Annotated in this window: 23 protein-coding genes; 8 read left to right on the top strand and 15 right to left on the bottom strand. The window is 70.4% G+C overall.

Annotated features, from left to right (window positions below; all coding sequences use genetic code 11):
- The first annotated feature begins 152 nt into the window (after window positions 1-152).
- A complete protein-coding gene (locus STRTU_RS35095) occupies window positions 153-1,640 on the top strand; it encodes an alpha/beta hydrolase (RefSeq protein WP_246241640.1) in 1,488 nt (495 codons plus the stop codon).
- Between the two features lie 107 nt (window positions 1,641-1,747).
- On the opposite strand, the gene STRTU_RS35090 is transcribed toward STRTU_RS35095, so the two are convergent.
- The gene (locus tag STRTU_RS35090; RefSeq protein ID WP_159749393.1) at window positions 1,748-2,395 is read right to left on the bottom strand and encodes a CatB-related O-acetyltransferase; all 648 of its coding nucleotides are present in this window, start codon (window positions 2,393-2,395) and stop codon (window positions 1,748-1,750) included.
- Window positions 2,396-2,480: 85 nt separating this feature from the next.
- Window positions 2,481-3,272, bottom strand: a complete 792-nt coding sequence (locus tag STRTU_RS35085) for a LysR family substrate-binding domain-containing protein (protein ID WP_159749391.1) — start codon at window positions 3,270-3,272, stop codon at window positions 2,481-2,483.
- A gap of 58 nt (window positions 3,273-3,330) precedes the next feature.
- Here STRTU_RS35085 and STRTU_RS35080 point away from each other — a divergent pair, with 58 nt between their 5' ends.
- A complete protein-coding gene (locus STRTU_RS35080) occupies window positions 3,331-3,735 on the top strand; it encodes a DUF5997 family protein (RefSeq protein WP_159749389.1) in 405 nt (134 codons plus the stop codon).
- 130 nt (window positions 3,736-3,865) lie between these two features.
- Here the strand turns inward: STRTU_RS35080 and STRTU_RS35075 are convergent, their stop codons facing one another.
- The 5 genes from STRTU_RS35075 to STRTU_RS35055 all read right to left on the bottom strand — a co-directional run bounded on the left by STRTU_RS35075 (window position 3,866) and on the right by STRTU_RS35055 (window position 8,415).
- Window positions 3,866-4,486 carry an L-threonylcarbamoyladenylate synthase gene (locus STRTU_RS35075; RefSeq protein ID WP_159749387.1) on the bottom strand — a complete coding sequence of 207 codons (621 nt, stop codon included), beginning with the start codon at window positions 4,484-4,486 and terminating at the stop codon, window positions 3,866-3,868.
- A gap of 124 nt (window positions 4,487-4,610) precedes the next feature.
- Window positions 4,611-5,528, bottom strand: a complete 918-nt coding sequence (locus STRTU_RS35070) for an aminoglycoside phosphotransferase family protein (protein ID WP_159749385.1) — start codon at window positions 5,526-5,528, stop codon at window positions 4,611-4,613.
- Window positions 5,529-5,598: 70 nt separating this feature from the next.
- Entirely contained in the window at window positions 5,599-6,813 is a 1,215-nt protein-coding gene (locus tag STRTU_RS35065; RefSeq protein ID WP_159749383.1) for a cytochrome P450, read from the bottom strand.
- A gap of 38 nt (window positions 6,814-6,851) precedes the next feature.
- Entirely contained in the window at window positions 6,852-8,216 is a 1,365-nt protein-coding gene (locus STRTU_RS35060; protein ID WP_159749381.1) for an NAD(P)/FAD-dependent oxidoreductase, read from the bottom strand.
- Complete coding sequence (locus STRTU_RS35055) at window positions 8,206-8,415, bottom strand: ferredoxin (protein ID WP_159749379.1); 210 nt, start codon at window positions 8,413-8,415, stop codon at window positions 8,206-8,208. The genes STRTU_RS35060 and STRTU_RS35055 overlap by 11 nt, the downstream gene beginning before the upstream one ends.
- A gap of 616 nt (window positions 8,416-9,031) precedes the next feature.
- Between STRTU_RS35055 and STRTU_RS35050 the strand changes: the two genes are divergently transcribed.
- Window positions 9,032-9,652 carry a hypothetical protein gene (locus STRTU_RS35050; RefSeq protein ID WP_159749377.1) on the top strand — a complete coding sequence of 207 codons (621 nt, stop codon included), beginning with the start codon at window positions 9,032-9,034 and terminating at the stop codon, window positions 9,650-9,652.
- A gap of 476 nt (window positions 9,653-10,128) precedes the next feature.
- Complete coding sequence (gene gntA / locus STRTU_RS35045) at window positions 10,129-10,788, top strand: guanitoxin biosynthesis heme-dependent pre-guanitoxin N-hydroxylase GntA (RefSeq protein ID WP_159749375.1); 660 nt, start codon at window positions 10,129-10,131, stop codon at window positions 10,786-10,788.
- Between the two features lie 166 nt (window positions 10,789-10,954).
- Here gntA and STRTU_RS35040 read toward each other — a convergent pair whose 3' ends face one another.
- Window positions 10,955-11,590 (bottom strand): DUF2238 domain-containing protein, encoded by a 636-nt coding sequence (locus STRTU_RS35040; protein WP_159749373.1) that lies wholly within the window; start codon window positions 11,588-11,590, stop codon window positions 10,955-10,957.
- A 638-nt stretch (window positions 11,591-12,228) separates the two neighbouring features.
- Here STRTU_RS35040 and STRTU_RS35035 point away from each other — a divergent pair.
- A complete protein-coding gene (locus tag STRTU_RS35035; RefSeq protein WP_246241638.1) occupies window positions 12,229-12,885 on the top strand; it encodes a hypothetical protein in 657 nt (218 codons plus the stop codon).
- A gap of 65 nt (window positions 12,886-12,950) precedes the next feature.
- Here the strand turns inward: STRTU_RS35035 and STRTU_RS35030 are convergent, their stop codons facing one another.
- The 3 genes from STRTU_RS35030 to STRTU_RS35020 all read right to left on the bottom strand — a co-directional run bounded on the left by STRTU_RS35030 (window position 12,951) and on the right by STRTU_RS35020 (window position 14,444).
- Window positions 12,951-13,685: an alpha/beta fold hydrolase gene (locus STRTU_RS35030; RefSeq protein ID WP_159749371.1), complete on the bottom strand. Its 735-nt coding sequence runs from the start codon at window positions 13,683-13,685 to the stop codon at window positions 12,951-12,953.
- A 30-nt stretch (window positions 13,686-13,715) separates the two neighbouring features.
- Window positions 13,716-13,919, bottom strand: coding sequence for a DUF2180 family protein (locus STRTU_RS35025; RefSeq protein ID WP_159749369.1), 204 nt, complete (start codon window positions 13,917-13,919; stop codon window positions 13,716-13,718).
- Window positions 13,920-14,201: 282 nt separating this feature from the next.
- Entirely contained in the window at window positions 14,202-14,444 is a 243-nt protein-coding gene (locus STRTU_RS35020; protein WP_159749367.1) for a hypothetical protein, read from the bottom strand.
- A gap of 552 nt (window positions 14,445-14,996) precedes the next feature.
- On the opposite strand from STRTU_RS35020, the gene STRTU_RS35015 reads away from it, so the two are divergent.
- Window positions 14,997-15,635 carry a CAP domain-containing protein gene (locus STRTU_RS35015; protein ID WP_159749365.1) on the top strand — a complete coding sequence of 213 codons (639 nt, stop codon included), beginning with the start codon at window positions 14,997-14,999 and terminating at the stop codon, window positions 15,633-15,635.
- A gap of 118 nt (window positions 15,636-15,753) precedes the next feature.
- Here STRTU_RS35015 and STRTU_RS35010 read toward each other — a convergent pair whose 3' ends face one another.
- Window positions 15,754-16,176 carry a MarR family winged helix-turn-helix transcriptional regulator gene (locus STRTU_RS35010; RefSeq protein WP_159749363.1) on the bottom strand — a complete coding sequence of 141 codons (423 nt, stop codon included), beginning with the start codon at window positions 16,174-16,176 and terminating at the stop codon, window positions 15,754-15,756.
- Window positions 16,177-16,339: 163 nt separating this feature from the next.
- On the opposite strand from STRTU_RS35010, the gene eno reads away from it, so the two are divergent.
- On the top strand, window positions 16,340-17,641 hold the full coding sequence (gene eno, locus STRTU_RS35005) for a phosphopyruvate hydratase (protein WP_159749362.1): 1,302 nt from the start codon (window positions 16,340-16,342) through the stop codon (window positions 17,639-17,641).
- Between the two features lie 39 nt (window positions 17,642-17,680).
- Here the strand turns inward: eno and STRTU_RS35000 are convergent, their stop codons facing one another.
- Genes STRTU_RS35000 through STRTU_RS34990 form a run of 3 tightly spaced genes read right to left on the bottom strand, consistent with a single transcriptional unit; the run spans window position 17,681 to window position 21,288 of the window.
- Window positions 17,681-20,020, bottom strand: a complete 2,340-nt coding sequence (locus STRTU_RS35000; RefSeq protein WP_159749360.1) for an FtsX-like permease family protein — start codon at window positions 20,018-20,020, stop codon at window positions 17,681-17,683.
- Between the two features lie 3 nt (window positions 20,021-20,023).
- Window positions 20,024-20,785: an ABC transporter ATP-binding protein gene (locus STRTU_RS34995; RefSeq protein ID WP_159749358.1), complete on the bottom strand. Its 762-nt coding sequence runs from the start codon at window positions 20,783-20,785 to the stop codon at window positions 20,024-20,026.
- Entirely contained in the window at window positions 20,782-21,288 is a 507-nt protein-coding gene (locus STRTU_RS34990) for a PadR family transcriptional regulator (RefSeq protein ID WP_159749356.1), read from the bottom strand. The genes STRTU_RS34995 and STRTU_RS34990 overlap by 4 nt, the downstream gene beginning before the upstream one ends.
- A 195-nt stretch (window positions 21,289-21,483) precedes the next feature.
- On the opposite strand from STRTU_RS34990, the gene STRTU_RS34985 reads away from it, so the two are divergent.
- Complete coding sequence (locus STRTU_RS34985) at window positions 21,484-22,755, top strand: ABC transporter substrate-binding protein (protein ID WP_159749354.1); 1,272 nt, start codon at window positions 21,484-21,486, stop codon at window positions 22,753-22,755.
- Window positions 22,756-22,917: the final 162 nt, after the last annotated feature.

The raw sequence follows: 22,917 nt of genomic DNA, 5'->3' as shown, positions 1-22,917 counted from the left end.
CTCGCAGGTTCTTCGGGCGTTGTTGCGGCGGTACTTGACCGAGCGGCGCCCCCTTGGCGAGGGCCGGCCGCTTGACCGAGCCACACTGTAAACGATAATCATTTTCATCACCAACCTGTGGCGCCCTCGCCGCACTCCCGAATGCGAGACCAGTGATTCCTGCCGTACGCCGCACGGGCCTGCTCTGCGCCCTCACGGCCACCGCCGCCCTGCTCCCGGCCGCCCCCGCTCCCGCCACTCCCCCACCACCGGCGCTCCGCTTCGGCGCCTGCCCGGACTCCGTGCCATCGCCGCCCGCACCCGAACGCGTCGAGTGCGGCCGCCTGCGCGTCCCGCTGGACCGGAGCGACCCGCACGGCAAGCACCTCGACATCGCCGTATCGCGGGTCCGTGCCTCCGGGCCGGCCTCCGAGCGGCGTGGCGTCCTGCTGGTCAACCCGGGCGGGCCCGGCGGATCCGGCCTCCCGTATGCCGTGACCAAGCGCGCCAAACTGCCGGAGAAGGTGCGGCGTTCGTACGACGTGATCGGCTTCGACCCGCGCGGTACCGGTGCGAGCGCGCCCGCGGACTGCGGCCCGATGGGCGGCCTCTTCGACAGCCCGGGGCAGGACCCGGTGCCGACGGGACGGAAGGCCGAGCGGGCCTATCTCGACGGGCTGCGGCGGACCGCCGACGACTGCGCCCGGCACGTCAAGGACGCCCTGCCGCATCTGTCGACCACCGAGACCGCCCGGGACATGGACGCCATACGGGAGGCGCTCGGCGAGCGCCGGATCGGCTATCTCGGCGTCTCCTACGGCAGCTATCTCGGGGCCGCCTACGCCGCCCAATTCCCGCAGCGGGTGGGCCAGATGGTGCTGGACAGCGTCGTCGGCCCCGAGGAGTGGTACGACTTCGACCTGCTCCAGAGCCGGGAACTGCTGCGCCAGCGGGCGGTGTTCTTCGCCTGGGCGGCCCGGCACCAGCAGCGCTTCGGGCTCGGTGCCGACGCAGCGGCGGTCCGTACCGCGTACCAGCGGGTGCGGGACGGTCTCGCCGAGCGCCCCGTGGACGGCTTCGGCGCCGCGGAGTTCGACCGCGCCGTCTACAAGGCGCTGGGCCGCACCGAACGCTGGGCGGGCCTCGCCGACGGCCTGCGGACGTATCTGCGCGACGGTACGACCGGGCCGCTGCGCCCGGAAGAGCCCTTCGACGGCCCCGCGTCACGCACCTTCGAAGCCGCCAACCGCACGGTCAAATGCGCGGACGGACCGGCGCCCTCACCCACCCGCGTCCTCGCCGACATCCGGCGGATGCGGCAGCTCGACCCGCAGCCGGTGCTCACCGGGATGGAAGCCTCGGTGTGCGCCTACTGGCACCACCGTCCCGCGCACAGTACGCCGCTCGGCAGCCCGCACGCCCCACCGGTCCTGCTGATCGCGTCCGAGCACGACCCCGTTACCCCCATCGAAGGCGCCCGCGCCCTACAGCGCCGACTGCCCGGCTCGCGTCTGGTCTCCCTCCACGACGACTACTCACACGGGGTGTTCGCCAGCCGGCGCAACGACTGTGTGGACGACACGGCCGCGGCCTATCTGACCGACGGCACGGTGCCCCGCGCCGATGTCCACTGCACGGGGCCCGGACTGCCCACCCCGTGAGCCGCGTGGCATGAGCGCAGCAGCCGGCCCGGCCCCTACATCGGGGGCCGGGCCGACGCCGCTATCCGCCCGCTCACCCTCCGGGTGCCGGGGCACCGCACCCCGCGCTACGTCCTCCCCGGGGCCACGGCCTCCAGCTCGTCGACACTGCCCGCCATGACCGTCGGGAGGTGCTCGGTGAGATGCTCGACCGGCCAGTCCCACCAGGCCAGTGCCAGCAGGCGGGCGATGTCCGCATCGTCGAGCCGGCGGCGGATCAGCCGGGCCGGATTCCCGCCGACGATCCCGTAGTCCGGGACGTCATCGACGACCACGGCCCCGGACGCGATCACCGCGCCGTGCCCGATACGGACGCCCGGCATCACCATGGCGCGGTATCCGAACCAGACATCGTTGCCGACCACCGTGTCCCCGCGGCCGGGCAGGCCGGTGATCAGCCCGAAGTGTTCGGCCCAGGAGCCGCCCATGATGGGGAACGGGAAGGTGGAGGGGCCGTCCATACGGTGATTGGCACCGTTCATCAGGAACCGCACCCCCTCACCCAGCGCACAGAACTTCCCGATGACCAGCTTCTCCGGCCCGTAGTGATAGAGCACATTGCGGGTCTCGAACGCCGTCGGATCGTCCGGGTCGTCGTAGTAGGAGAACTCCCCGACCTCGATCAGCGGCGAGGTCACCAGGGGTTTCAGCAGCACCACACGCGGCTGGTCGGGCATCGGGTGCACCGCGGTCGGATCAGCGGGAACAGCAGGCATGGCGCCTCGGCTTTCTCTCACACCACGGGGACCGGACCGTCCCATGATCGCAATGTGTTCCGTGCCCCTTCCACCGGTTTTCGCCCTACGACCGGCGGCGAGGCTTGCCGCGCCGAGCGGCCTTGGGCCCGCCGGAACCGCTCCGTGCGCCCTTGCCTCCCGACTTCCCGGCCGTCTTGCCCGCGGTCTTGCCCGCCGCGGGCTTCCGCCGGGCGCCGCCCGCCTCGGGGCGCTTGGCCTTCGCCTGCGCCTGCGCCGGGGCCTGTGAGCGTCCCCGGGTGCTGTTCACGGTCCGCCCTCGGACGATCCCGATGAAGTCCTCCACCAGGTCGGTGGTCTCTTCCTGCGGCCAGGACAGTGCGACGCGCGACGCGGGGGCGTCCGAGACCGGCCGGTAGGTGAGGTCCTTGCGGTGGTGCAGACGGGCGAGTGACTGCGGGACCACCAGGAGTCCCACCCCCGCGGCCACCAGCTCGATCGCGTCCCCGGTCGTGGCGGGACGCTCGTTCGCAGGAAGTCCCGGCCGGCTCTCCCATTCGAGGGTGTCGTCGAGCGGATGCAGCACGATCTCATCGGCCAGATCCTCGGCGGCCACCTCGTCGACCGCCGTCACCAGGTGATCCTTCGGCACCACGACCACGGTCGTCTCGGTGTAGAGGGGAATCGCGGCGAGATCCGTACGGTCGACCGGCAGCCGTACGAAACCCGCGTCGGCGCCACCGTCCCGCAGCAGCGCACAGGCGTCGGCGGCGGGCACCGGGATCAGGGTCAGGGGGACGTCGGGCAGCCGCTCGTTCCAGATCCGCACCCATTTCGTGGGCGTCACTCCGGGGACATAGGCGAGCCGGAACGACGGGGATGCATCCGAGCTTGTCACGCCGCCAGGTTACCGGTCGTGGTCAGAGGTAGCGCACATGCTCGATACCCTTGACAGCATGAAGTCGCACCAGACCCCTCAGACGATGAAGCCCGCGACCGCGGCGAAGAAGCTGGGGGTGTACCTAGAGGCCACCCCCGCCGAGTTCCAGGAGGGCGTCGTCTCGCGCACCGAGTTGAACGCGCTGCAGACCGATCCGCCCGAGTGGCTGGTGGAACTGCGCCGCAATGGCCCGCACCCCCGACCGGTGGTCGCGGCCAAGCTCGGCGTCTCCATCTCCGGTCTCGCACGTGCCGGCGTCACGGAAGCACTCACCACGGAGCAGATCGACGCGCTCAAGCAGGAGAACCCCGAGTGGCTCCAGCAGGAGCGCGCCACCCAGGCCGAGGTCCGTAAGGAAGCGGCCCGGATCAAGGAGAAGAAGGCGGAGCGAGCCGAGCAGCCGGGCCGCCCGCGCTCCTGACCTCTGCCCCTGAACGATGCCGGCCATGGGCGTACGGGGACCTCCCCGTCCGCCCGGCCGGGTCGGCGGCGGACTCCACCGGCATACCGGTAGCCGGCCGTCACGAACACCGCACCCTCAGAGAGACCGGCTACTCGAAGCGTGCGGGGTCCCCCGCCCCGCGGCGGACGATCTCAACGCCGTCGCCGGAGAAGTCGATGACCGTGGTCGGCTCGGTGCCGCAGTCGCCCGAGTCGATCACGGCGTCCACGACGTGGTCCAGCCGCTCCTTGATCTCCCATCCCTGCGTCATCGGCTCCTCCTCGTCGGGCAGCAGCAGGGTGCTGGAGAGCAGCGGCTCCCCGATTTCGGCAAGCAGGGCCTGGGTGACGACATGGTCCGGGATCCGGACGCCGACCGTCTTCTTCTTCGGGTGCAGCAGCTGGCGCGGCACCTCCTTCGTCGCGGGAAGGATGAAGGTGTAACTGCCGGGTGTGGCTGCCTTGATCGCGCGGAACACATCATTGTCGACGTGCACGAACTGGCCCAGCTGCGAGAAGTTCTGGCACACGAGGGTGAAGTGGTGACGGTCGTCAAGGTTCCGGATCGACCGGATCCGGTCGATGCCGCTGCGACTGCCCAGCTGGCACCCCAGCGCGAAGCAGGAGTCCGTCGGGTATGCGATGAGCGCGCCGGAGCGGATGCTGTCGGCCACATTGCTGATGGTGCGCCGCTGAGGATTCTCGGGGTGTACGTCGAAATACTTCGCCATCCGTCGAGCGTACGTGATCAGGACTCTTGCGCCGGGACGGCCGGACGGCCGGAAGACGTAGCCCCGTGGAGGGCGGCCCGACCGAGCGTCCTCGCGGCCGCCACGTCCAGCCGGGTCGCCGCGCTCACCCGAGCAGCAGCCGGGCGATCCCGATCTGCACCTGATCCAACTCGTCCTCCCCGTCCTCGATATTCCACAACAGGTTCTGCAGCGCCCGCCCCAGCGTCCATGCCACCGCCCGCTGCCGGTCGAGGCCCAACGCCTCGGTGAGCAGGTCGAAGCGGTAGCGCACCTCGGACGGCTGGAAGTTGTTGTCGAGCGCGGGCATCAGCTCGAAGCCCGGGTCGCCGGCCAGCGGCTTGGGATCGATGGCGAGCCAGGGCTCCCGTTCCGCGGCGAGGATGTTGTCGTAGTGCAGATCCCAGTGCAGCAGCCGGTCGCCGGGCTCGTCCACGACCTCGCGTACGGCCGCCGCACAGCTCTTCAGGAGCGCACGCTCCGCCGGGTCCGCGACCTTCCGCACGGCCTCCGGCACCGTGTCGAGCATCTCCCACGCGATGTCGCCCAACTGCCGCAGACCGGCCGGCGCGGGCACGGCGCTGAGCCTGGCCAGCAGTCCGGCGAGGATCCGCGTGGCCTCGCGGGAGTCGTCCAACGTCGACAAGTGCCGGTTCTCATCGAGGCGTTCGAGCAGCAGCGTGTTGGTCTCCGCATCGTGGTCGAGCAGCCGCACCACACCATCGCCGCCCCACACGCGGAGCGCGACCGGCTCACCTTCGCTCTCCTCGTCGAGCAGCTGCATCTTCAGCGCCGCCGACGTCCCATCGGTCCGCTCGACGGGCAGCACAAGCGCCGCCATCCCACACCGGGCGGGCCCGGTCACCTTCAGCCCCCACCGGTCGAGAAACCCCGTGGCCCGCTCCGGCAACGCCGCGATGAACTCACGCCCCGCCGCCCCGTTGTACCGACTCTGACTGACGACAAGCTCCTCCGGAATCTCCATCACGCGCTCGATCCTAGGGACGCGCCCACCTCGGCTCATACGGAATTTCCACCGGGTGGCAGGTGCCCTCCCCGCGCCCCACTCCGGGCCCGTTATGCATCAGACCCGTCTACGCCCCACGCTCGACAAGCAAATGCCGGGGCCCGCGCAGCACCGGGCTGCGGCGGTACGGAGGCGGGTCCTCGGTCAAGCGGGGGGCGTCGAGGTGCTGGAGGAGTGCGTTGAGGGCGATCTGGGCCTCCAGGCGGGCGAGGGGGGCGCCGAAGCAGCTGTGGATGCCGCTGCCGAAGCCGAGGTGCAAGTTGTCCCCGCGGTCCGGGTCGAAGCGGTCGGGGTCGTGGAACCGTTCGGGGTCGCGGTTGCCGGCGGCGAGCATGAGGATGAGGGGGACGCCCTTGGGGATGGTGATTCCCGCGACCTCGATGTCGGCGAGTGGGGTGCGCTGCGGGAGCATCTGGACGGGCGGCTCGTAGCGCAGCAGTTCCTCCACGGCCCGGGGCATCAGGGACGGGTCGCTGCGCAGTCGTGCCAGCTGATCGGGGTGGCGCAGCAGGGTGAGCATGCCATTGGTGATCAGGTTGACCGTGGTCTCATGGCCGGCGATCAGCAGCAGCACGGACGTGGTCATGATTTCGAGCTGGGTGAGCTGCCCGTCGGTGCTGTCTCCGCCGACGAACGCGGACAGCATGTCGTCGGACGGGCGGTCGCGCCGCTTCTCGGCGAGCCCTCCCAGATAGAGCGCCATCGTCTTCCGGGCCTCGGTGGCAGCGCGTTGGCGCTCCACGGGGTCCTCATCGGGACCGGGGGCGATACCGGCGACGATCGCGTCCGACCACTGGCGGAACCGCGGCTCGTCCTCGATCGGTACGCCCAGGAGGCGGCAGATCACGGTGACGGGCAGCGGGTAGGCGAAGTCGTCGACGACATCGATCCGGTCCTTGTCCCGCAGGCCGGTGAGGAGGTCCTTGACGATGCGGGTGATCTCACCGTGCATGGCGTCGATCCGGCCGGGCGTGTGGGGCGGGCCGAAGGACCGCATCGCCAGGCCCCGCAGCCGGTGGTGTTCGGGGTCGTCGAGCCCGATAAAGGCAGGCGGGAGACCTTCGGTGCCGCCCTCGGTCTCGTCCGGCACGGTGCGGTTACGGCGGTCCGAGCTGATCCGTGGATCGTGCAGCAGAGCCTCGATCTCGTGGTAGGTCCCGACCAGGTAACTGCCGTCCTCCTGCCGTGCCACCCGGCTCTCGCGGAGTTCGGCGTAGAGCGGATAGGGGTCGGCACGGTGGGCGTAGTCGGTGATCCGCTGGAACAGGGTGTCCGAAGCCATGCGCGGGGGCTCCTCATCGCTATGGAGTGGCGGTGGTCTCAGTGGGCCGGGTGCACCACCGTCAGGCGCCGGTCCGGCAGATGACCGGTGAGGGCGACGGTCGGACCGTGCGAGAGCATCTTCGGGTCCGGTACGTCGGAGGGGACGGGGGCCGGGGACTCGATCCGGTCGGCGGCTCCCGGGGCGGGCGGAAAGGGCGCGGCCGTCTCGATCAGCCGCTCGTAGTACTCCAGTGACTTGGCCTGGTTCACGCTCACGGCCGCGGTGACCCGCCCCCGGTAGCCATAGACGGCGACCAGCCGGGCGTCCTTGAGCGAGCCCTGCGCGATGACCACCTGGTCGGAGAAGGTGGGCACACCCACGGACTTGATGTTGAGGCCGAACTGGCTGGACCAGAAAGCCGGTACGGACAGATGCGGGATTCTGCGCGGCCCCGGATTGACCATGTTGTGGGCCGCCACCTCCGCCTGCGCGACCGCATTGCCCCAGTGCTCCAGGGAGAGCAGCTGGTACTCGAAGAGCGGGTGCGGGAACCGGGCGACATCACCGGCGGCGAAGACGTCGTCGGTGACGATCCCGTACATGTTGAAGGCGCGGCACCCCGCGTCACAGGTCACCCCGCGGGGGCCAGCGGCGAGCCCCGATTCCGCCAGCCACTCGGTGTTGCGGACCGCGCCCAGGGCGACCACGGCCACATCGGCATCGATCCGTGTGCCGTCGGAGAACTGGGCGCCGGTGAGCCGGCCGTTGCCCTCCAGGGCGGTGACCGTCACTCCGCAGCGCAGGTCGACTCCGTGTGCGCGCTGCAACTTCGCGGCCAGCGCCCCCAGCGTGCCGCCGAGCGCGCCGACGAGGGGCGCCGGTCCCCGCTCCGCCACCGTCACCGCCAGACCGCGCTCCCGGCAGGCGGAGGCGATTTCCGAACCGGTGAAACCGGCTCCGATGACCAGGACCCGCCGCGGTCCGGCGTCGAGGCGTTCGGCCAGGCGGCGCGCCTCGTCGCTGGTGCGCAGGGTGAACACCCCGTCCAAGGCGGCCTCGGCCGGGTTCGGCCAGGGCCGGGCCCGGGTTCCGGTGGCGATCAGCAGCCGGTCGAAGGGCACTTCCGCGCCATCGGCGAGCAGTACCCGCTTCTCGATCGGATCGACCCCGACGGCACGCACTCCGAGTCTCCACTGCGCGTCCAGGTCACCACGCTGCGGCAGTCCCGTCTGGCCCGCGGACACCATCCCGAGCAGCACCTGTTTGGACAGTGGCGGACGGTCGTACGGGGGCTGCGGTTCGTCCCCGATCAGGGTCAGCGAGCCACTGAAGCCCTCTTTCCTGAGCTGCTCGGCGGCCCGTAGCCCGGCGAGTGACGCGCCGACGATGACGATCCGGCCGTCGCATGGTTCATCGCGCACCGGCGCCCGCCTCCTCACCCACGAGAATGGCCTGCACCGGGCAGGCCGCCGCGGCCCGGCGCACCCGCTCCAGTTGCCCGTCCGGAACGACCGGGTGGTACAGCAGGGACTCCTCGCCATGCAGCATGAACACCTCGGGGGCGAGGAACGCGCACTGCGCATAGCCCTGACAGCGGTTGAGATCTACGACGACGTTCACCCGAGTCACTTCTCCCATCCGCCCGCCGGCACAGCCGTACGTCTCCGTCCTACTAGCGGTGGCGGCGCGGCGCAGATCATGCTCGGCCATCGGAGGGGTTACGCGGGGTGAGGGGAGACGGTGAGCGGTGGTGATGGGTGGCGATGGTGACCGGGTACGTCGTAGCCGTCCCCTCGCAGGCCCTCAGGCCCTCAGGCTCCATGGAGGGTTCACTTCCTCCACACAAGTCATCTGGCGCCACAGCCGTACGTATCCCACTACCGGAGAGGTGGTTCCCCTCCCCCGGCGGGCGACTGGTGGCTGACTCCGGCTGCGAGTCCACCGCCGGAAAGCCTCAAAGGAGTGACATGCGGACAGAGTTCAGGTCCACGGCGCGCGCTCCACGGGGCCGGGGGCAAGTCCCGTATGGCTCATTCACCGCTCAATTCTTGACTGACACAGACTGCTTGCATGGGCCGCGAACTCCCCATACTTGTAAGGCAGTTGACCCGTGGAGCCGAGCATCTGCACCAGGTCCCCGAGGATAAGAGCGCCCGACTCTGGGTTAATTGCGGAGAGAGATGAGTAACATCCAGCCAACCGTAGATCGATCAGGCGATAGAGAGCGGGCTGTGTCATGTCAGACTCGGAATTCGCTGCACAGGTAGCTGCCAAACTGGAGAGCATCGCGAAGGAGATCGACGAGCTGCAGAAGCTCAAGGTGAAGCTGGAGGACCTCCAGAAGCATCTCGGAAACGCTCCCCGGAAGGCAGCCGTCGCACCGCAGGTGGCAGAGCCGGAACCCGCGGTGACGAAACCGGTGACGGTCCCCCCGGCGCGGCGGGCGCAGGCCACCGCGCCGAAGGCCAAGCCGGCCACGAAGACCCCGGCCAAGGCGGCAAAGAGCACCAGCGCGAAGAAGAAGCCGCGGAAGAGCAACAAGACGGCGGCCCGGTCCACCACGGGGCGGCGGAACTCCACCCGCGCCGACCGGGTTCTCGGACTCCTTGACGAGCAGCCGCGTACGGTCGCGGAGATGACGAAGCTGCTGGCGGAGCAGCACCCGGACCACTCCGCACCGGAGACCGCGGTACGCAACACCCTGGAGACCTCGCTCGTCGCCAAGGGCCTGGCACACCGCAGCAAGCAGGGCAGGACCGTCTTCTACTCACGCCCCGCGGCGGGTCCCGAAGCCCAGAAGACCGAGAAGACCGAGCCGGCCACCGCCAAGGAGGAGGCCGCGTCCACCCCTGCCTGACGGGTAGGTCGTCCGGTACTCGGCGACACCGTCGGCCTCTGCCTCATGGTGGGTCTCGCCGACGGTGCGCCGAGCCGGACCCCGTTCCGGGACGAGGTCTCCGGCCCGGGCGGGCTCTGATGCGTGCGGTCGCCGCCGTCGGAACCACACCGCCGTAGTGCGATCGGCCACCTCGCCTGTAGAGTCGGGGCGCACTGGTCCACCCCGGCGATCATGGGTCCGAGCTGCGGAAACGACGCAGATCGGCCCGCGCTCACCGGGCCGGAAAGAGCCGTCCGGCGGGCCGGTGCACGGTCGCGTCCCCATGGACGGCAGGCCATCCCAGCCGCAGTCCGGACGCTGTCGGTGAGGGCAGTTACGGGGGGTGAATCGGCCCAGTCTTGACGAACTGGCCCCGCCCGATCTTGACTGCGAGGGTCCCACCCCTGCCAGGGCCCCCACCAGGGTATTGGCCTACTCACCGAAGGTCACGAAACATGACGGTTGACGTCTCCGCCGCCACCGAAGTCGGGCAGTTCCTGCTCGGCGACTCCTTTGCTTGTCTGGCCGGCCGTTCGGCATGGCGCCAAGGTGGCATCACACATCGCCACTACACATGGTTCGGGGATGACACCGCGGCCGAGCAGATGGCGGAGGATCTGGAGGCGTATGTGGCGGCGGTGGACTGGGCCGCCAAACCCTTCACGAGCTTTGTGGCCACGTTCTCCGGCCCGCTGAATGTGTCGGAGATCGAGTTCGAGCAGCTGCTGTGGCAGCAGTTGCAGGCGGTGCACGACCACGACAGCCGTACGCACTCCTGGGCCGAGGGCTACGACCGCGACCCGTCGTCCGGTGCCTTCGCGTACAGCGTCGCCGGGCACCCGTTCTTCGTGATCGGACTGCACGAAACGCACCGCCGCGTCGGCCGCCGCCCACCGTTCCCGATGCTCGCCTTCAACTCCCACCACCAGTTCGACCGGATAAAGGCCGCCGGGCTGTGGGACCGGCTGGCCGAGAAGATCCGCAAGCAGGACATCGAGCTGCAGGGAAATATCAACCCCAATCTCCTGGAGTACGGGGAGCTGTCCGAGGCCCGGCGCTACTCGGGCCGCCCCAAGCCGGCCGACTGGGCCTGCCCCTTCTCCGCCCGGGGCTGAGCCCGCCGGCTGTCGGCCGGGAGCGACACCCCGAGCTCCCGCGCGCATCCGCCGCCTCCCTTGGATCAGGCGGGCGGCGGTGTCGCTAGCGGGAGCCCCTGAGACGAGCCGCATAGCCCTCGCCAACGGCGGGGGCACAGCGCCCCAGCCGATGGCCCGGAGGCCGTCAGGTGGCCCTTGCCTCCGCCCCGGTGCCCAGCCGGGCGAGCTGGCGGTCGTGCAGGCGGCTCAGGAGCAGGAGTGAGACGACCGCTCCGAGCAGGGCGCAGGCCATGTCCCATTGGGTGTCCCACTGGTCCCCCTGGGTGGCGAGGAAGGCATCGGCCGCGGAGCCACCGGCCAGCGCCGCCCACCACTCGATCATCTCGAAGAACGCGCTGAAGGCCAGGCAGGCGCACACCGTCAGCGGGGCCAGCCAGCGGCTGCCGCGCAACGGGGAGGTCCGGACCAGCAGTTCGCGCACCAGGATGGCGGGCACAAAGCCCTGCATGAGATGCCCGAAGCGGTCGTAGGGATTACGGGAGAGGTCCAGCGCGTCCTGCAGCCAGTGCCCCGCCGGGACCTCGGCGTAGGTGTAGTGGCCGCCGACGATCAGCACCAGGGCGTGCGCGGCGAGCAGACAGCACAGCAGCGGGCTGAGCGGGAAGCGCTTCCGCACCGCGATCAGCACCGGCACGCCGACGATCACCCAGCAGGTCTCCATCAGCCAGGTGGGCCGGTCGTGCGGCTGGAGGCCCGAGAGGGCCAGGGCGAGGAGCACCGCCGCGAGCAGAACCGGCGGCAGGGTGCGGGGAACGGTCATGGCCTTCATGGATCAGCCTCGGAAGGGTCGGGTACAGGTCGGCGGGCACCACCACGTGGCGGGCGGCCGGGTCGCCGTGGGGCGCCGGTGCCGGCCGGCACCGGCACGGGCGCACCACCGTGGACGCGGACGCGTGTCCCGCCGCGCACGTTCATCCGCTTCAGCGTCGTGCCGCAGCAGAGCACTGTCATGAGTACCGCTACTCAGATCCATCCGCGCCGGTGGGCCGGGGCAGGACACCGACGGGCCGGGGCAGGACGGCCCGCCCTCAGGCCGACGATCTCGTGCTCAGGACGCCGGGCCCGCGCTCAGGACACCGTGGCGGTCACCCACGCCCCCTCCTCCCCCTCCGTCGACGGACCGGGCCGCCGCGCCCGCTCGCGTTCCGCCCAGCGCACCACCGCCCCCATCCCCAGCCCGGGCCGGAAACGACCGGTTTCTTCCTGACGCGGTGACACACAAGACGCCAGACAGCCGGCGGTCCGGGCGGCAAGTCCACTTGAGGCTCGCGGGAGTGGGCCAATTCGGCCTTCCGACGGCCAACCTCGGCACTCCCGGCCCCGGTTCGGCCGAACCAGTACTGACGTGCACATGGCGCGTATACGATCGAAAACACCCCCTACACGAAGGACTCCCCCATGAAGAAGACATCCGCGAAAGACAACTCCGCCCGCAGAGTCACCTGGCGCATGCTGCTCGCGCTGGGCGGGATGGCCGCGTTAGCCGTACCGGGTGCGAGCCCCGCCGCGGCGGCACCGCGCAGCGCGGAGGACGGCGACCGCACGGGCCGGTGCGTCATGGTGTATTTCGACCTCGGTGAGACATTGGTGCACACCGCCGAGGACAAGAGCGTGAGCTACCTGCCGGGAGCGGCCGCGTATCTGCGTGCGCTGCGTGCCCGGCACATTCCCGTCGGCCTGATCACCAACGTGCCGCCCTCCTGGGGCTCCACCGACGCGGAGCGTGCGGCGGAGCTGAAGAAGGTGATCGACGAGGACTGGACGGGCAGCACTCCGTTCGCCTGGTCGGACTTCGGCGACCGGATCTTCACCCCGCGGACCGAGGCGGAGCGGAAGCCCGCCCCCGCGCTCTGGAAGCGCGCCAAAAAGGCCGCGGGCCACTGCCGGGTGGTCTATGAGGCGGAGACGACGGACGAGGTACAGATGGGCCGCTCCCTCGGGTACGTCTCCTACCAGGTGGCCCGGCCCGGGTGGCCCGCGTACCTGCCGGTGCGGCTGATCACCGCCCTGTCCCATCTGCCGTACGGGAACGGGACGTCCCCCAAGGGGCGTTGAGGGCTTCAGGCTACCGACCGCCGGCTCCGCCCCGTACACATGGCGGGACGGACCGGCGGTCACGGTCACCGTGCCGCCGTCGCCCTGCCGTAGCCCTCCAGCCGGTCCGCCAGCTCAACCGGGCGGGACAGCATCGGGAAATGTCCGCCCGCCATCTCGTCGGGCACCACCCCCAGGCGCTCCGCCGCCACCGCACGCAGAAACGGTGCCGGGAAGAGACGATCCTGACGGCACAGCAGAAACCGGGTCGCCACCTCTGGCCAGGCCGCCATCGGCCATGGCCGCGCGGCAGGCTTCTCGGACTGCCGCCGCCAGCGGGCCGCCGCCTCCGCGGCCAGGTCCGGCGGCAGATCCTGGAAGAACGGGTCCGCGGCGGAGCCCGGCACCGCGGCCTCCGGCACACCCTCCGCACCCGTGCCCTTGCCCGCCTTCTGAGCGGCCCGCCCGGCTCGTCGGACCTGTGCGTCCGGGTGCCCGGTCGCCGCCCACCACTCGTCCGGCGCCTCCCCCGGCAGCGGCACCATCGCCGCCACCAGCACCAGCAGATCCACCGGTACCCGCGCACAGACCAAGGGCGCCGTGAACCCGGCGAACGAATGCGCCACGAGCGTCAGCCGGCGTCGCCCCGCAACAGCGGCGACCACCGCGTCCGCGTACTCCTCCAGCCCCGCCGCGTCGTCCTCGCACGGCAGATCCACACTCACCACCTCATACCCCCGCGCCCGCAGCTCCGCCGCCGGCAGATGCCAGTGCCAGGAGCCGCACGCGGCGCCGGGAATCAACACAAAGGTCGTCGTCATGGACCGCGGCTCCGATTCTTCAGGCACGGCTCAGACCGGCTGGGCGCCCCGGCAGATCGTGCACACGATGCGGCGGGCCATCTCCGGCATGGTGCTCTGGCCCACGCCCTGTACGCGCACCACGGTCTGCGGGGCGGACTGGGCATGCTGGTGGCACAGCGCGGCACCGCAGTTCCGGCAGATCGCCACCGCGGCGGTGGTGGCATGGTCCGACGTGCAGTCGTAGCAGTTCATGGAGCCATTCCGATCTCGTGAGGTGGGCCGGCGCGGGCCCCACGGCAATGTACGTCGCGGCGCAGCACGGAAGCCGGAAGCACATGCCGGGTCGGGGGCGGGCTCACCTGGCCGCCCCAAGGAAGACCTCTCCCCACCGGGGAAGGGGGACGGCGCCCGTCCGACCGCCGTGGACGGGTGCCGTGGACGGGTGCCGTGGACGGGTGCCGTCCCCTGCACCTACTCTTCCGGCCGATCGCCCCGCCCGGCCGGGCATCCGGGCATCCGGGCATCCGGGCAGGGTCAGTCGACCGGTTCGTGCGGAATGGGCTGGTCGGTGCGGAACCCTGCGGCCTTCTGACCTCCGGTCCGCCCGGTGCCGGCCTGATCGGTGTCGGGAACCGTCTCGTCGGGCCCGTCGTCTTCGCCCTCCGACAGTTCGGGGTCCCAGGGGTCGGGGACCGGGCTGTCGGCATCGGCCTGGTGGCTCGGCAGGTCATGGGGCAGCGGGATGCGGTTCTCGCCGGTCGCGTCATGACGGGTCATCAGTTGACGTGCCTCCTCCATGGGTACGGGGAATGGTCCTGGCCCGGTACCCGGGTTCCGCCACCCCATGCTCGACGCCGGCCGAGAGACACACCACGAGCCGCGCCGGATAAGCCGGCCCGTTCCGGAGACCATCGAGTCCACATTCCGCCGGATCGTGACATCCGTCATATCAATTCGTTACCTACTAACTCGAATAGTAGGTGGCACCCCTGGCGACATGGGAGACTTGTCCGTCTTGAGTCGGGAATTTCGCACACAAGGTGCGTAACCATGCGGCCCACTTGAGGCATTTACCCACTCCGTGAGCAGGTAAGTTCATCTGACGGAGCATCAGCAATTTCATCAGCGCCGAAATCCGCACAGCATGATCATCCGCGCATTGCAAGGACCTCCAGGGCCTACTAAGCGTGGTAGTAGCGGCGTCCATTGCCTTCTTCCACGGCAGCCCGAAGAATGACGAGCCGCAAGGCGTCTTCGCAGCTCAGGCGCGGGGATTGCACAGAGCCAGCCGCGCCGGGGACGCTCCGCAATTACCGAGTGAGGTCACGCATGAGTAAACATCGCAACAAGCGGCGCTACCGGCAGATAACCATCGGCGCGCTCGCCATAGGCGCCGTGGGCGTGCCCTCTGTTGCCATGGCCTGTCTGGACGAGCAGGGGAATGCCGGCGGCCGGCACCACGAGCAGTGGAAGCAAGCATCCTTCGAACACCGGTGGTCGAAGGGCGACGAGGGAGCGAAGCCGGCGGCGAAGACCTCCCCGGCACCCGCCGCGTCCCCGAGCGCTTCGAAGAAGGCCACCGCCAAGGCATCCGGTGCCACGGCCCGCGTGGTGGAACTCGTCAACAGTGAGCGCCGCAAGGCCGACTGCTCACCGGTGACCGTGAACGCAAAGCTGACAAAGGCCGCCCAGGACCACAGCAAGGACATGGCGGACCATCGGAACATGTCGCACACGGGCTCCGACGGCTCGGCCCCCGACGCCCGGATCACGCGGGCCGGTTACAGCTGGAGCTCCTACGGCGAGAACGTCGCCTACGGCTACTCCTCGCCCGAGAGCGTGATGAAGGGCTGGATGTCCAGCCCCGGCCACAAGCGCAACATCCTCGACTGCTCCTTCAAGGAGATCGGCGTCGGCCACGCCCAGCCCGACGACTACTGGACGCAGGACTTCGGCACGGCGCGATAGCGAGCGCCGCCCCCGACAGCACAAGGTCCCCGACCGGATTCCGGTCGGGGACCTTGTGCTGTCGGGCCAGTGGGCCGACGGATCACGCTTGGCGGGATCAACCAGCTCCGCCAGTCCCCTAGCGCGCGGCGAGCCGATCCATCAGGGCGGCGCTGCGCGCCAGCACCTCGCGCTCCTCGCCGGTGAGTTCGAGCTCGATGGCCTGGGCGAGCCAGCCCACCCTGCGCCCGCGCTCCGCCTCAAGAGCGACCTGCCCCGCAGGGGAGAGCTCGACCAGGAACTTGCGGCCGTCCGTGGGATGCGCCCGGCGGTCGACGAGCCCCTGCTCCATGAGCAGCCCGACCGCGCGGGCCATGGACTGGGGCCGTACGCGCTGGTCCGCCGCCAGATCGCTGGTGGTCATGGCCCCGTTGCGATCGAGGGTGCCGAGCACGGAGACGTGGCCGAGCGGGATCCGGTCCTCGTGCTTCACGCGCCGCGTGAGCTTGCCCATCGCGGTACGCAGTTCGGTGGCGACGGCGGCGGGTTCCGGGGTGGTCATACGGCACTTTAACCGGTGACCACCAGCGAAGCCGCGCCGCTCACCTGCACAGACGAACTGAACAGCACAACTGAACAGCATTGCTGTAGAGTCAGCGCCGTCGCGGTACGCGTCAGCGTTGTCGCAGCAGGGCCGCGGCGTACATCAACGCGAAGGAACTCCCATGATTTCCACGGCAGTTGAGTCAACCGTCATTCGGTCCGTCACCGCCCGCAGGGTCCTCGACAGCCGGGGCAACCCCACCGTCGAGGCCGATGTCCTCCTCGCCGACGGATCCCTCGGCCGCGCCGCCGTCCCCTCCGGCGCCTCCACCGGTGCACGGGAAGCCGTGGAGTTGCGTGACGGGGACCCCGGGCGCTGGCACGGCAAGGGCGTCGACCGTGCGGTCGCCCACGTCACCGGCGACCTCGCGTCAGCGGTCGTCGGGCGCGACGCCGACGATCAGGCGGGACTCGACGCCGCGCTCATCGCGCTCGACGGCACGGCCGACAAGTCCCGGCTCGGCGCCAACGCGCTCCTTGGCGTCTCCCTCGCCGCCGCGAAGGCCGCCGCGGCGGCCCACCGCCAGCCGCTCTACCGCTACCTCGGCGGCGCCGACGCCCGCCTTCTCCCGCTGCCGATGATGAACATCGTCAACGGCGGCGCCCACGCCGACAACCCGCTGGACTTCCAGGAGTTCATGATCGCTCCGATCGGCGCGGAGACCTTCGCGGAAGCCGTCCGTATGGGCTCCGAGGTCTTCCATACGCTCCGTCGCGACCTGCTGTCCGCCGGGCATGCCACGGGCGTCGGCGATGAGGGCGGCTTCGCGCCCGCACTCCGTACCGCCGAAGAAGCGCTCGACTTCGTCATCGCGGCCATCGAGCGCACCGGTTACCGGCCCGGCACGGACGTCGGTCTGGTCATGGACCCGGCCTCGTCGGAGTTCTTCCAGGACGGTACGTATGTGTACGCGGGCGAGGGCGTGCGCCGTACGCCCACCGAACACGCCGACTACCTGGCCAAGCTGATCGACGCGTACCCGATCGTCTCCATCGAGGACCCGATGGCCGAGGACGACCTGGACGGCTGGCGGGAGCTGACCGCCCGCGTCGGCGACCGCTGCCAGCTCACCGGCGACGATGTGTTCTGCACCAAGGAGAATCTGCTGCGCGAGGGCATTCGTACCGGTGTCGGCAACTCGGTCCTGGTCAAGGTCAACCAGATCGGCACACTGACCGAAGCCCTCGCCACCGTCGCCACCGCACATCGCGCGGGCTGGACCGTCGTGATGTCGCACCGTTCCGGCGAGACGGAGGACACCACCATCGCGGACCTGGCGGTGGCGACGGGCTGCGGCCAGATCAAGACCGGCTCGCTGTCCCGGTCCGACCGTACCGCGAAGTACAACCAACTCATCAGGATCGAGGAGGAGTTGGGTGTCTCCGCGCGGTACGCGGGCGGAGCGGCGCTGGTCCGTTCCTGACCACGCCAGGGGCACAAGGCGCCTCTGGATGACTTCTGGCTAGAGCAGATCCGTGGCCGAGTCCGCGAGCCGGCGGCGTGCCGCGCGGGCGGCGGGAAGGGCCGCGGCCGCCGCAGCGATGGTGACGGCGACGAGGATGACCAGCAGAAGGATGCCGAGGGCGGGGGGCTGGGCGATGCCGGTCCCCCAGCCGCTGGTGCGGCCCTGGAGGTCGATCAGCCACTGGGAGGCGAGCACGCCGAGAGTCGTGCCGGCCAGCGCGGCGGCCAGGGTGATGAAGGCGGTGGCCGAGACTATGACGGCGGTGATCTGACGTGGTGTCAGACCCACGGCCCGGAGGGCGAGCAGGTCACGGCTGCGGTCGCGGACCCCGGCGCCGACCGTCGTCGCCAGTTCCACGAGCCCGATCAGGGTCAGCACGGCGATCAGCCCGACGCTGACGGCACGGACCGCGGACAGCTGGTCGGCGGGGTTGGGGATCTCGCGTACCTCAAGTCGGCCGGCGGATGCCCTGGTCAGGCCCTCCCGTGCGGAGTCCGGGTCGGCGTCGTGGTGCAGGACCAGCTGGTAGAAGTCCGGGCGGGGCGGTGCGGATGCCTGGGGGGACGGGTCGTCGGTGTCGCCTTCGCGGAGGGTGTCCAGGGTGGTGGAGACGACCCGGCCGGCGTCGGCGGTCTCGATGTTGCGGCCGACGATATGGAGGACATGCGGACGGCCGGCGACGGTCATCCGGACCCAGTCGCCGACCCGGGCGTCCAGGAGGTCCAGCAGGCCCTGTCCGGCCACCGCTTCGTTCGGCCCGTGGGCGGCGCGGCCTTCCACCACGGCGCTGGGATACGGCCGGGTGTCCGTGCCGAGCCCGCGGAGGGTAATCGTCCCGGTCTGACCCGGTACGAGCGCCTGCACCTCGGCGCCGGGGTAGGCGGTCATCTGCCGTTGGGAGCCCAGGAGTTGACGTAGTTCCCGGTCGGGGAGGGTGTCGGAGCGCGCGGTGAGGGCCGCGGGCAGTCCGACGTTCTCGGGGTGTGAGCTGAAGCGGTCCAGGGTGGTCCAGGCTCCGAGCGCGATGGTGATCAGCAGAAGCGGGACGGCCAGCCGCGCCACTGCTGCCGAGGAGCGCAGCGGACGGTGGAAGGCCCCCCGCCAGCCGAGGACCAGCGCCGGTGGGACCCGGAGGCCGAGCGCCCGGCGGGTGAGTGCGGAGGCCCGGCCACCGGCGGCGGTGGCGGCGCGGGCGACGGGCACCGGAGGTACCCGCCCGGCCCGCCATGCCGCCAGGCAGGTCGCCGCGCCGATGAAGGCCACCACTCCGCCGGAGATCACCAGGGTCAGCCAGGCATGCCCGGGAAGCTGTTGCCACAGGGCCATCGCCTCCCCGATCCGGCCGGGGACCAGCGCGCCGAGCACCTGGGTGAGCAGCGCTCCGAGGGCGACGCCCAGCAGCGCGAGGCCCAGGTGGAGGGCGACGAACATCCGCACCACTTGGCCCGGCGTGAAGCCGATGGCCTTGAGGATGGAGATGTCCCGCAGATGGCCGCGGATCCTGGTGCTGATGGCGCCGCCCACCGCCAGGGCGGCGGCGAGCAGCGCGCCGAGTCCGAAGAGGCCGAGCAGCCGGCCGAGGAGCTGATTGTCGCCTTCGGCTTCGGCCTTGGCCTGCCGCCAGGTGGAGACATCGGTGATCTGGTCGGCGCCGAGCCGGGTGACCGCCCGCTGGACGACATAGTCGGTGTCCGCGGGGTCGCCGAGTCGCAGGCCGATGGTGTTGCCGCGCTGGTCGCGGCCCGCGTCGGAGGCGTGGAGGGTGTCGGGGAGCACCCAGGCGACGCCCGGGGTCTCGCCCGCGCGGAAGGCGACCTCGGCGGTGTCGGCGACGCCCACCACGCGCAGATGTGCCGCGAAGCCGCTCAGCGTGAGGGTGTCGCCCGGTTTGGCCCACATGGCGCGGGCCACCGAACTCTCCAGGACGATGCCTTTGGTGGTGCCCGCGTCGGTGTTGTTGTCGAGCCAGCGGCCCGCGGTGATCTGGGGTGCGGCGGTGGCCGGGCGCTTCGCCGTGCCGCGCAGTTCCAGGGTCGCCCTGGCGTCGCCGGGCTGGAGGCTCGCGGTGGTGCGGACCGTACGGAAGGGGCCGGAGGCGGCCCGTACCTCGTCCAGGCCGGCGAGCGATCCGGCGTCGGCGCCGCCTTGGGTGTGGATCCATACGTGGGCGCCGGAGGACTGGGTGAAGGCCCGTTGCCAGGGGTCGGTGGCGTAGGCGAACAGGGCGGTGGCCAGCAGCAGGGAGATGGTGATCCCGGCCGTGGCCAGCGCGGTGAGCACCGCCGCCGGACGGTGTGCCGTCAGATGCGCCTGCGTCCAGCGCGCCGCTGCTCGCACGGGTCAGCCCTGGAGCTTGAGGACATCGGACACACCGGCCGCGGGGCGCTTCGGGGCGTCGCCGAGGTGTGCGTCGTCGACGATCTGGCCGTCGAAGAAGCTGATCACCCGGTCCGCGGCGCTGGCCATCCTGGCGTCATGGGTGACCAGCAGGATCGTCTGGCCGCGCTGGTGGAAGCGGGCGAGCAGGCGCAGCACCTCTCTGGTGCCCTTGCTGTCGAGGCTTCCGGCCGGTTCGTCGGCGAGCAGCAGACTGGGGGTGTTGACCAGGGCGCGGGCGAGGGCGACGCGCTGCTGTTCGCCGCCGGACAGCTCGCCCGGTGTGCTGTGCTCCTTGCCGGTCAGACCCAGCTCGTCGAGCAGCTCGGCCCGGTCGGTGCGGGCCTGCCGGGGGGAGCGGCCGGCGAGCAGTGCGGGGAGTTCGACGTTGTCGGCGACGGTGAGGTTGGAGACAAGGTTGAAGAACTGGAAGACGATGCCGATGTGGTTGCGGCGCAGCACCGCCCAGCGTGCCTCGCTGTAGGCGTCGGCCTGGTGGCCGTCGAGCCAGAGGGAGCCGCTGTCGGGCCGGTCGAGGCCGCCGAGGAGATGCAGCAGGGTGGATTTGCCGGCTCCCGAGGGGCCTGTGAGGGCGACGAATTCACCGCGTTCGATGGTCAGGTCGACGCCGCGCACGGCGTGGACCGGGGCGGCGCCTTCCGGCCGGTGGGTCTTCACCAGACCGGCAGCCCGGACTATCGGGCCGGACGGCTCGTCCCGGTTCATTCCAACTCCTCCTGACAGCGCTCCAGCCAGTCCAGATCCGCCTGCAGATGCAGCATCGCGCCCTCGATCAGCAGCTGTGCCACCCGGTTCTCCCGGTCCTCACCCGCCGCGAGTTTCGACAGGTCACGCATGGTGTTGAGGTAGTGGCGGCGCTGCTTGTTGATCAGGGCGATCTGGTCCGCGGTCCCGGTGCGGGGGGCCAGGGCGAGCTTCATGAAGAATTCGTCCCGGACCCGTGGTTCGGCGGTGGGTTCCTCGAACCAGGCGTCCACCGTCTCGCGTCCCGCCGCGGTGATCCGGTAGATGCGCTTGTTCGGGCGGTCCGACTGCTCGACGTCCTCTCCCTCAATCAGGCCCGCCTTCTCCAGCCTGCCCAGGGTGACGTAGATCTGGCCGACGTTCGGCTGAGGGTATGCGGCGCCCAGGAGGTTCTCAAGGCCCTGCTTGAGTTCGTAGCCGTGCGCGGGGCCGCTGACCAACAACGCCAGGAGTGGCAGCCGCACGCTCTCCCTCTCCCTCCCCGCCCTGGGGGTGTCTTCCGGGTCAGCCCTAGTTGCCGGTCATCTGGCCCGATACGGCTGTGAGCCGGGTCGCTCTCGCATCTTCCTGCAGCATCTAGTATCCCGCATGGCTAACAGGTATACATGGGGCGGGCTGTCGGTCCCGTGACCCGTCGACGCCTGTTCAAGGAGGAGCCCATGCGGTGGAAGCGTGCCGCGGGCCGGGCTCTGCTGGTGTGCGCTCTGCTGTTCGCGGGCAACGCGGGCGCGCGGGCCGGGGAACCGGCGGGCGGTACGGACGGGCGGGGCCCGGTCACGCTGGTGACGGGCGGCGACCTCACGGGCTATCTGCGGGGCGTCCTCGACGGCTGGAACGACCGGCACCCGCACGAGAAGGTGACCCTGGTCGAGCTGCCGGACGCGGCCGACGAGGTACGGGCGCAGATGGTCACCGAGCTGCGCTCCCGCAGTGACCGCTTCGATGTGCTGAACATCGATGTGGCGTGGACCTCGGAGTTCGCGGCCGCGGGCTGGATCAAGCCGGTGGACGGTGCGCAGTTCCCGCTGAAGCGCTTCCTTCCTCCCGTGGTGGACACCGCCACCTTCCGGGGGCGGCTCTACGCGGTCCCCTATGTGACCAATGCCGGACTGCTCTACTACCGCAAGGACGTGCTGGACCGGGAGGGTGTGCGGCCGCCGCGCACCTGGGCCGAGTTGGCGCATCTGGCGAAGACGGTCGCGCCCAAGTACGGGCTGGACGGTTACGCGGGCCAGTTCCTGCCGTACGAGGGGCTGACCGCCAATGTCGTCGAGGCCGTGCAGTCGGCCGGTGGCACGGTGCTCGCGGGCGAGGGTTCGCGGGTGACGGTGGACTCCCCCGCGGCCCGTCGCGGTCTGTCCTTTCTGCTCGACGGGGTGCGCGAGGGCTGGATCCCGCGGCGGGCGCTGACGTACAAGGAAGAGGAGTCCCGCGAGACGTTCCAGGAGGGCCGGCTGCTGTTCCTGCGGAACTGGCCGTATGCCTATGCGCTGGCCAATGCCCGGCACTCCGAGGTGGCGGGGAAGTTCGGCGCGGTGCCGCTGCCGGGTCCCGACGGGCCGGGTTCCAGCGCGCTGGGCGGCTCCAATCTGGCGGTCAACACACAGTCGCGCCACCAGAAGACGGCTACCGAGCTGATCTCCTATCTGACGACCGAGTCGGTCCAGCGCCGGGTGCTCACCAAGGGGGCGCTGCCGCCGGTCTGGGCCGATCTGTACACGGACCCGGAGCTGGTGCGGCGCTTCCCGTACCTTCCGACGCTCAAGCGGGGCGTGCTGGCGGCCAAGCCGCGTATCAAGAGCCCCCGTTATGACCAGGTGAGTCTGGCCGTGCAGGCGGTCATGCATGACGCGCTGGTGCACCGGCGGAGCACGGATGCCACCGTCGCGCGGCTGACCCGCGAGCTGACGGCCCTCGTCGGCCGCGACTGACCCCGGCACCCTCCACACCGCACTCCACCCCACGCTTCTACTTACTTGTTAGGTACAGGCTGGAGGGACAGTCCCCCGCATACTCGGGCATCTCGCAGCGACTTTCGACCATTTCGTTGACACCGAAAAGACATGCCTACTTAACATGCATGCATCACAGCG

Origin of the sequence: Streptomyces tubercidicus (assembly GCF_027497495.1) — a bacterium.
GTDB classification, from domain to species: Bacteria; Actinomycetota; Actinomycetes; order Streptomycetales; family Streptomycetaceae; genus Streptomyces; species Streptomyces tubercidicus.
Note: the sequence above shows the minus strand (reverse complement) of the source record. Positions and strands in the feature narration are given on the sequence as shown.

Excerpts from the sequence above, each read along its gene's own strand:
- STRTU_RS35050 (WP_159749377.1), top strand. The coding sequence starts at position 9,032 with ATGTCAGACTCGGAATTCGCTGCACAGGTAGCTGCCAAACTGGAGAGC.
- eno (WP_159749362.1), top strand. The coding sequence starts at position 16,340 with ATGATTTCCACGGCAGTTGAGTCAACCGTCATTCGGTCCGTCACCGCC.
- gntA (WP_159749375.1), top strand. The coding sequence starts at position 10,129 with ATGACGGTTGACGTCTCCGCCGCCACCGAAGTCGGGCAGTTCCTGCTC.
- STRTU_RS35010 (WP_159749363.1), bottom strand. The coding sequence starts at position 16,176 with ATGACCACCCCGGAACCCGCCGCCGTCGCCACCGAACTGCGTACCGCG.
- STRTU_RS35020 (WP_159749367.1), bottom strand. The coding sequence starts at position 14,444 with ATGACCCGTCATGACGCGACCGGCGAGAACCGCATCCCGCTGCCCCAT.
- STRTU_RS35075 (WP_159749387.1), bottom strand. The coding sequence starts at position 4,486 with ATGGCGAAGTATTTCGACGTACACCCCGAGAATCCTCAGCGGCGCACC.
- STRTU_RS35080 (WP_159749389.1), top strand. The coding sequence starts at position 3,331 with ATGAAGTCGCACCAGACCCCTCAGACGATGAAGCCCGCGACCGCGGCG.
- STRTU_RS35065 (WP_159749383.1), bottom strand. The coding sequence starts at position 6,813 with ATGGCTTCGGACACCCTGTTCCAGCGGATCACCGACTACGCCCACCGT.
- STRTU_RS35025 (WP_159749369.1), bottom strand. The coding sequence starts at position 13,919 with ATGAACTGCTACGACTGCACGTCGGACCATGCCACCACCGCCGCGGTG.
- STRTU_RS35040 (WP_159749373.1), bottom strand. The coding sequence starts at position 11,590 with ATGACCGTTCCCCGCACCCTGCCGCCGGTTCTGCTCGCGGCGGTGCTC.
- STRTU_RS35070 (WP_159749385.1), bottom strand. The coding sequence starts at position 5,528 with ATGAGCCGAGGTGGGCGCGTCCCTAGGATCGAGCGCGTGATGGAGATT.
- STRTU_RS35090 (WP_159749393.1), bottom strand. The coding sequence starts at position 2,395 with ATGCCTGCTGTTCCCGCTGATCCGACCGCGGTGCACCCGATGCCCGAC.
- STRTU_RS35035 (WP_246241638.1), top strand. The coding sequence starts at position 12,229 with ATGAAGAAGACATCCGCGAAAGACAACTCCGCCCGCAGAGTCACCTGG.
- STRTU_RS34995 (WP_159749358.1), bottom strand. The coding sequence starts at position 20,785 with ATGAACCGGGACGAGCCGTCCGGCCCGATAGTCCGGGCTGCCGGTCTG.
- STRTU_RS34985 (WP_159749354.1), top strand. The coding sequence starts at position 21,484 with ATGCGGTGGAAGCGTGCCGCGGGCCGGGCTCTGCTGGTGTGCGCTCTG.
- STRTU_RS35015 (WP_159749365.1), top strand. The coding sequence starts at position 14,997 with ATGAGTAAACATCGCAACAAGCGGCGCTACCGGCAGATAACCATCGGC.
- STRTU_RS35030 (WP_159749371.1), bottom strand. The coding sequence starts at position 13,685 with ATGACGACGACCTTTGTGTTGATTCCCGGCGCCGCGTGCGGCTCCTGG.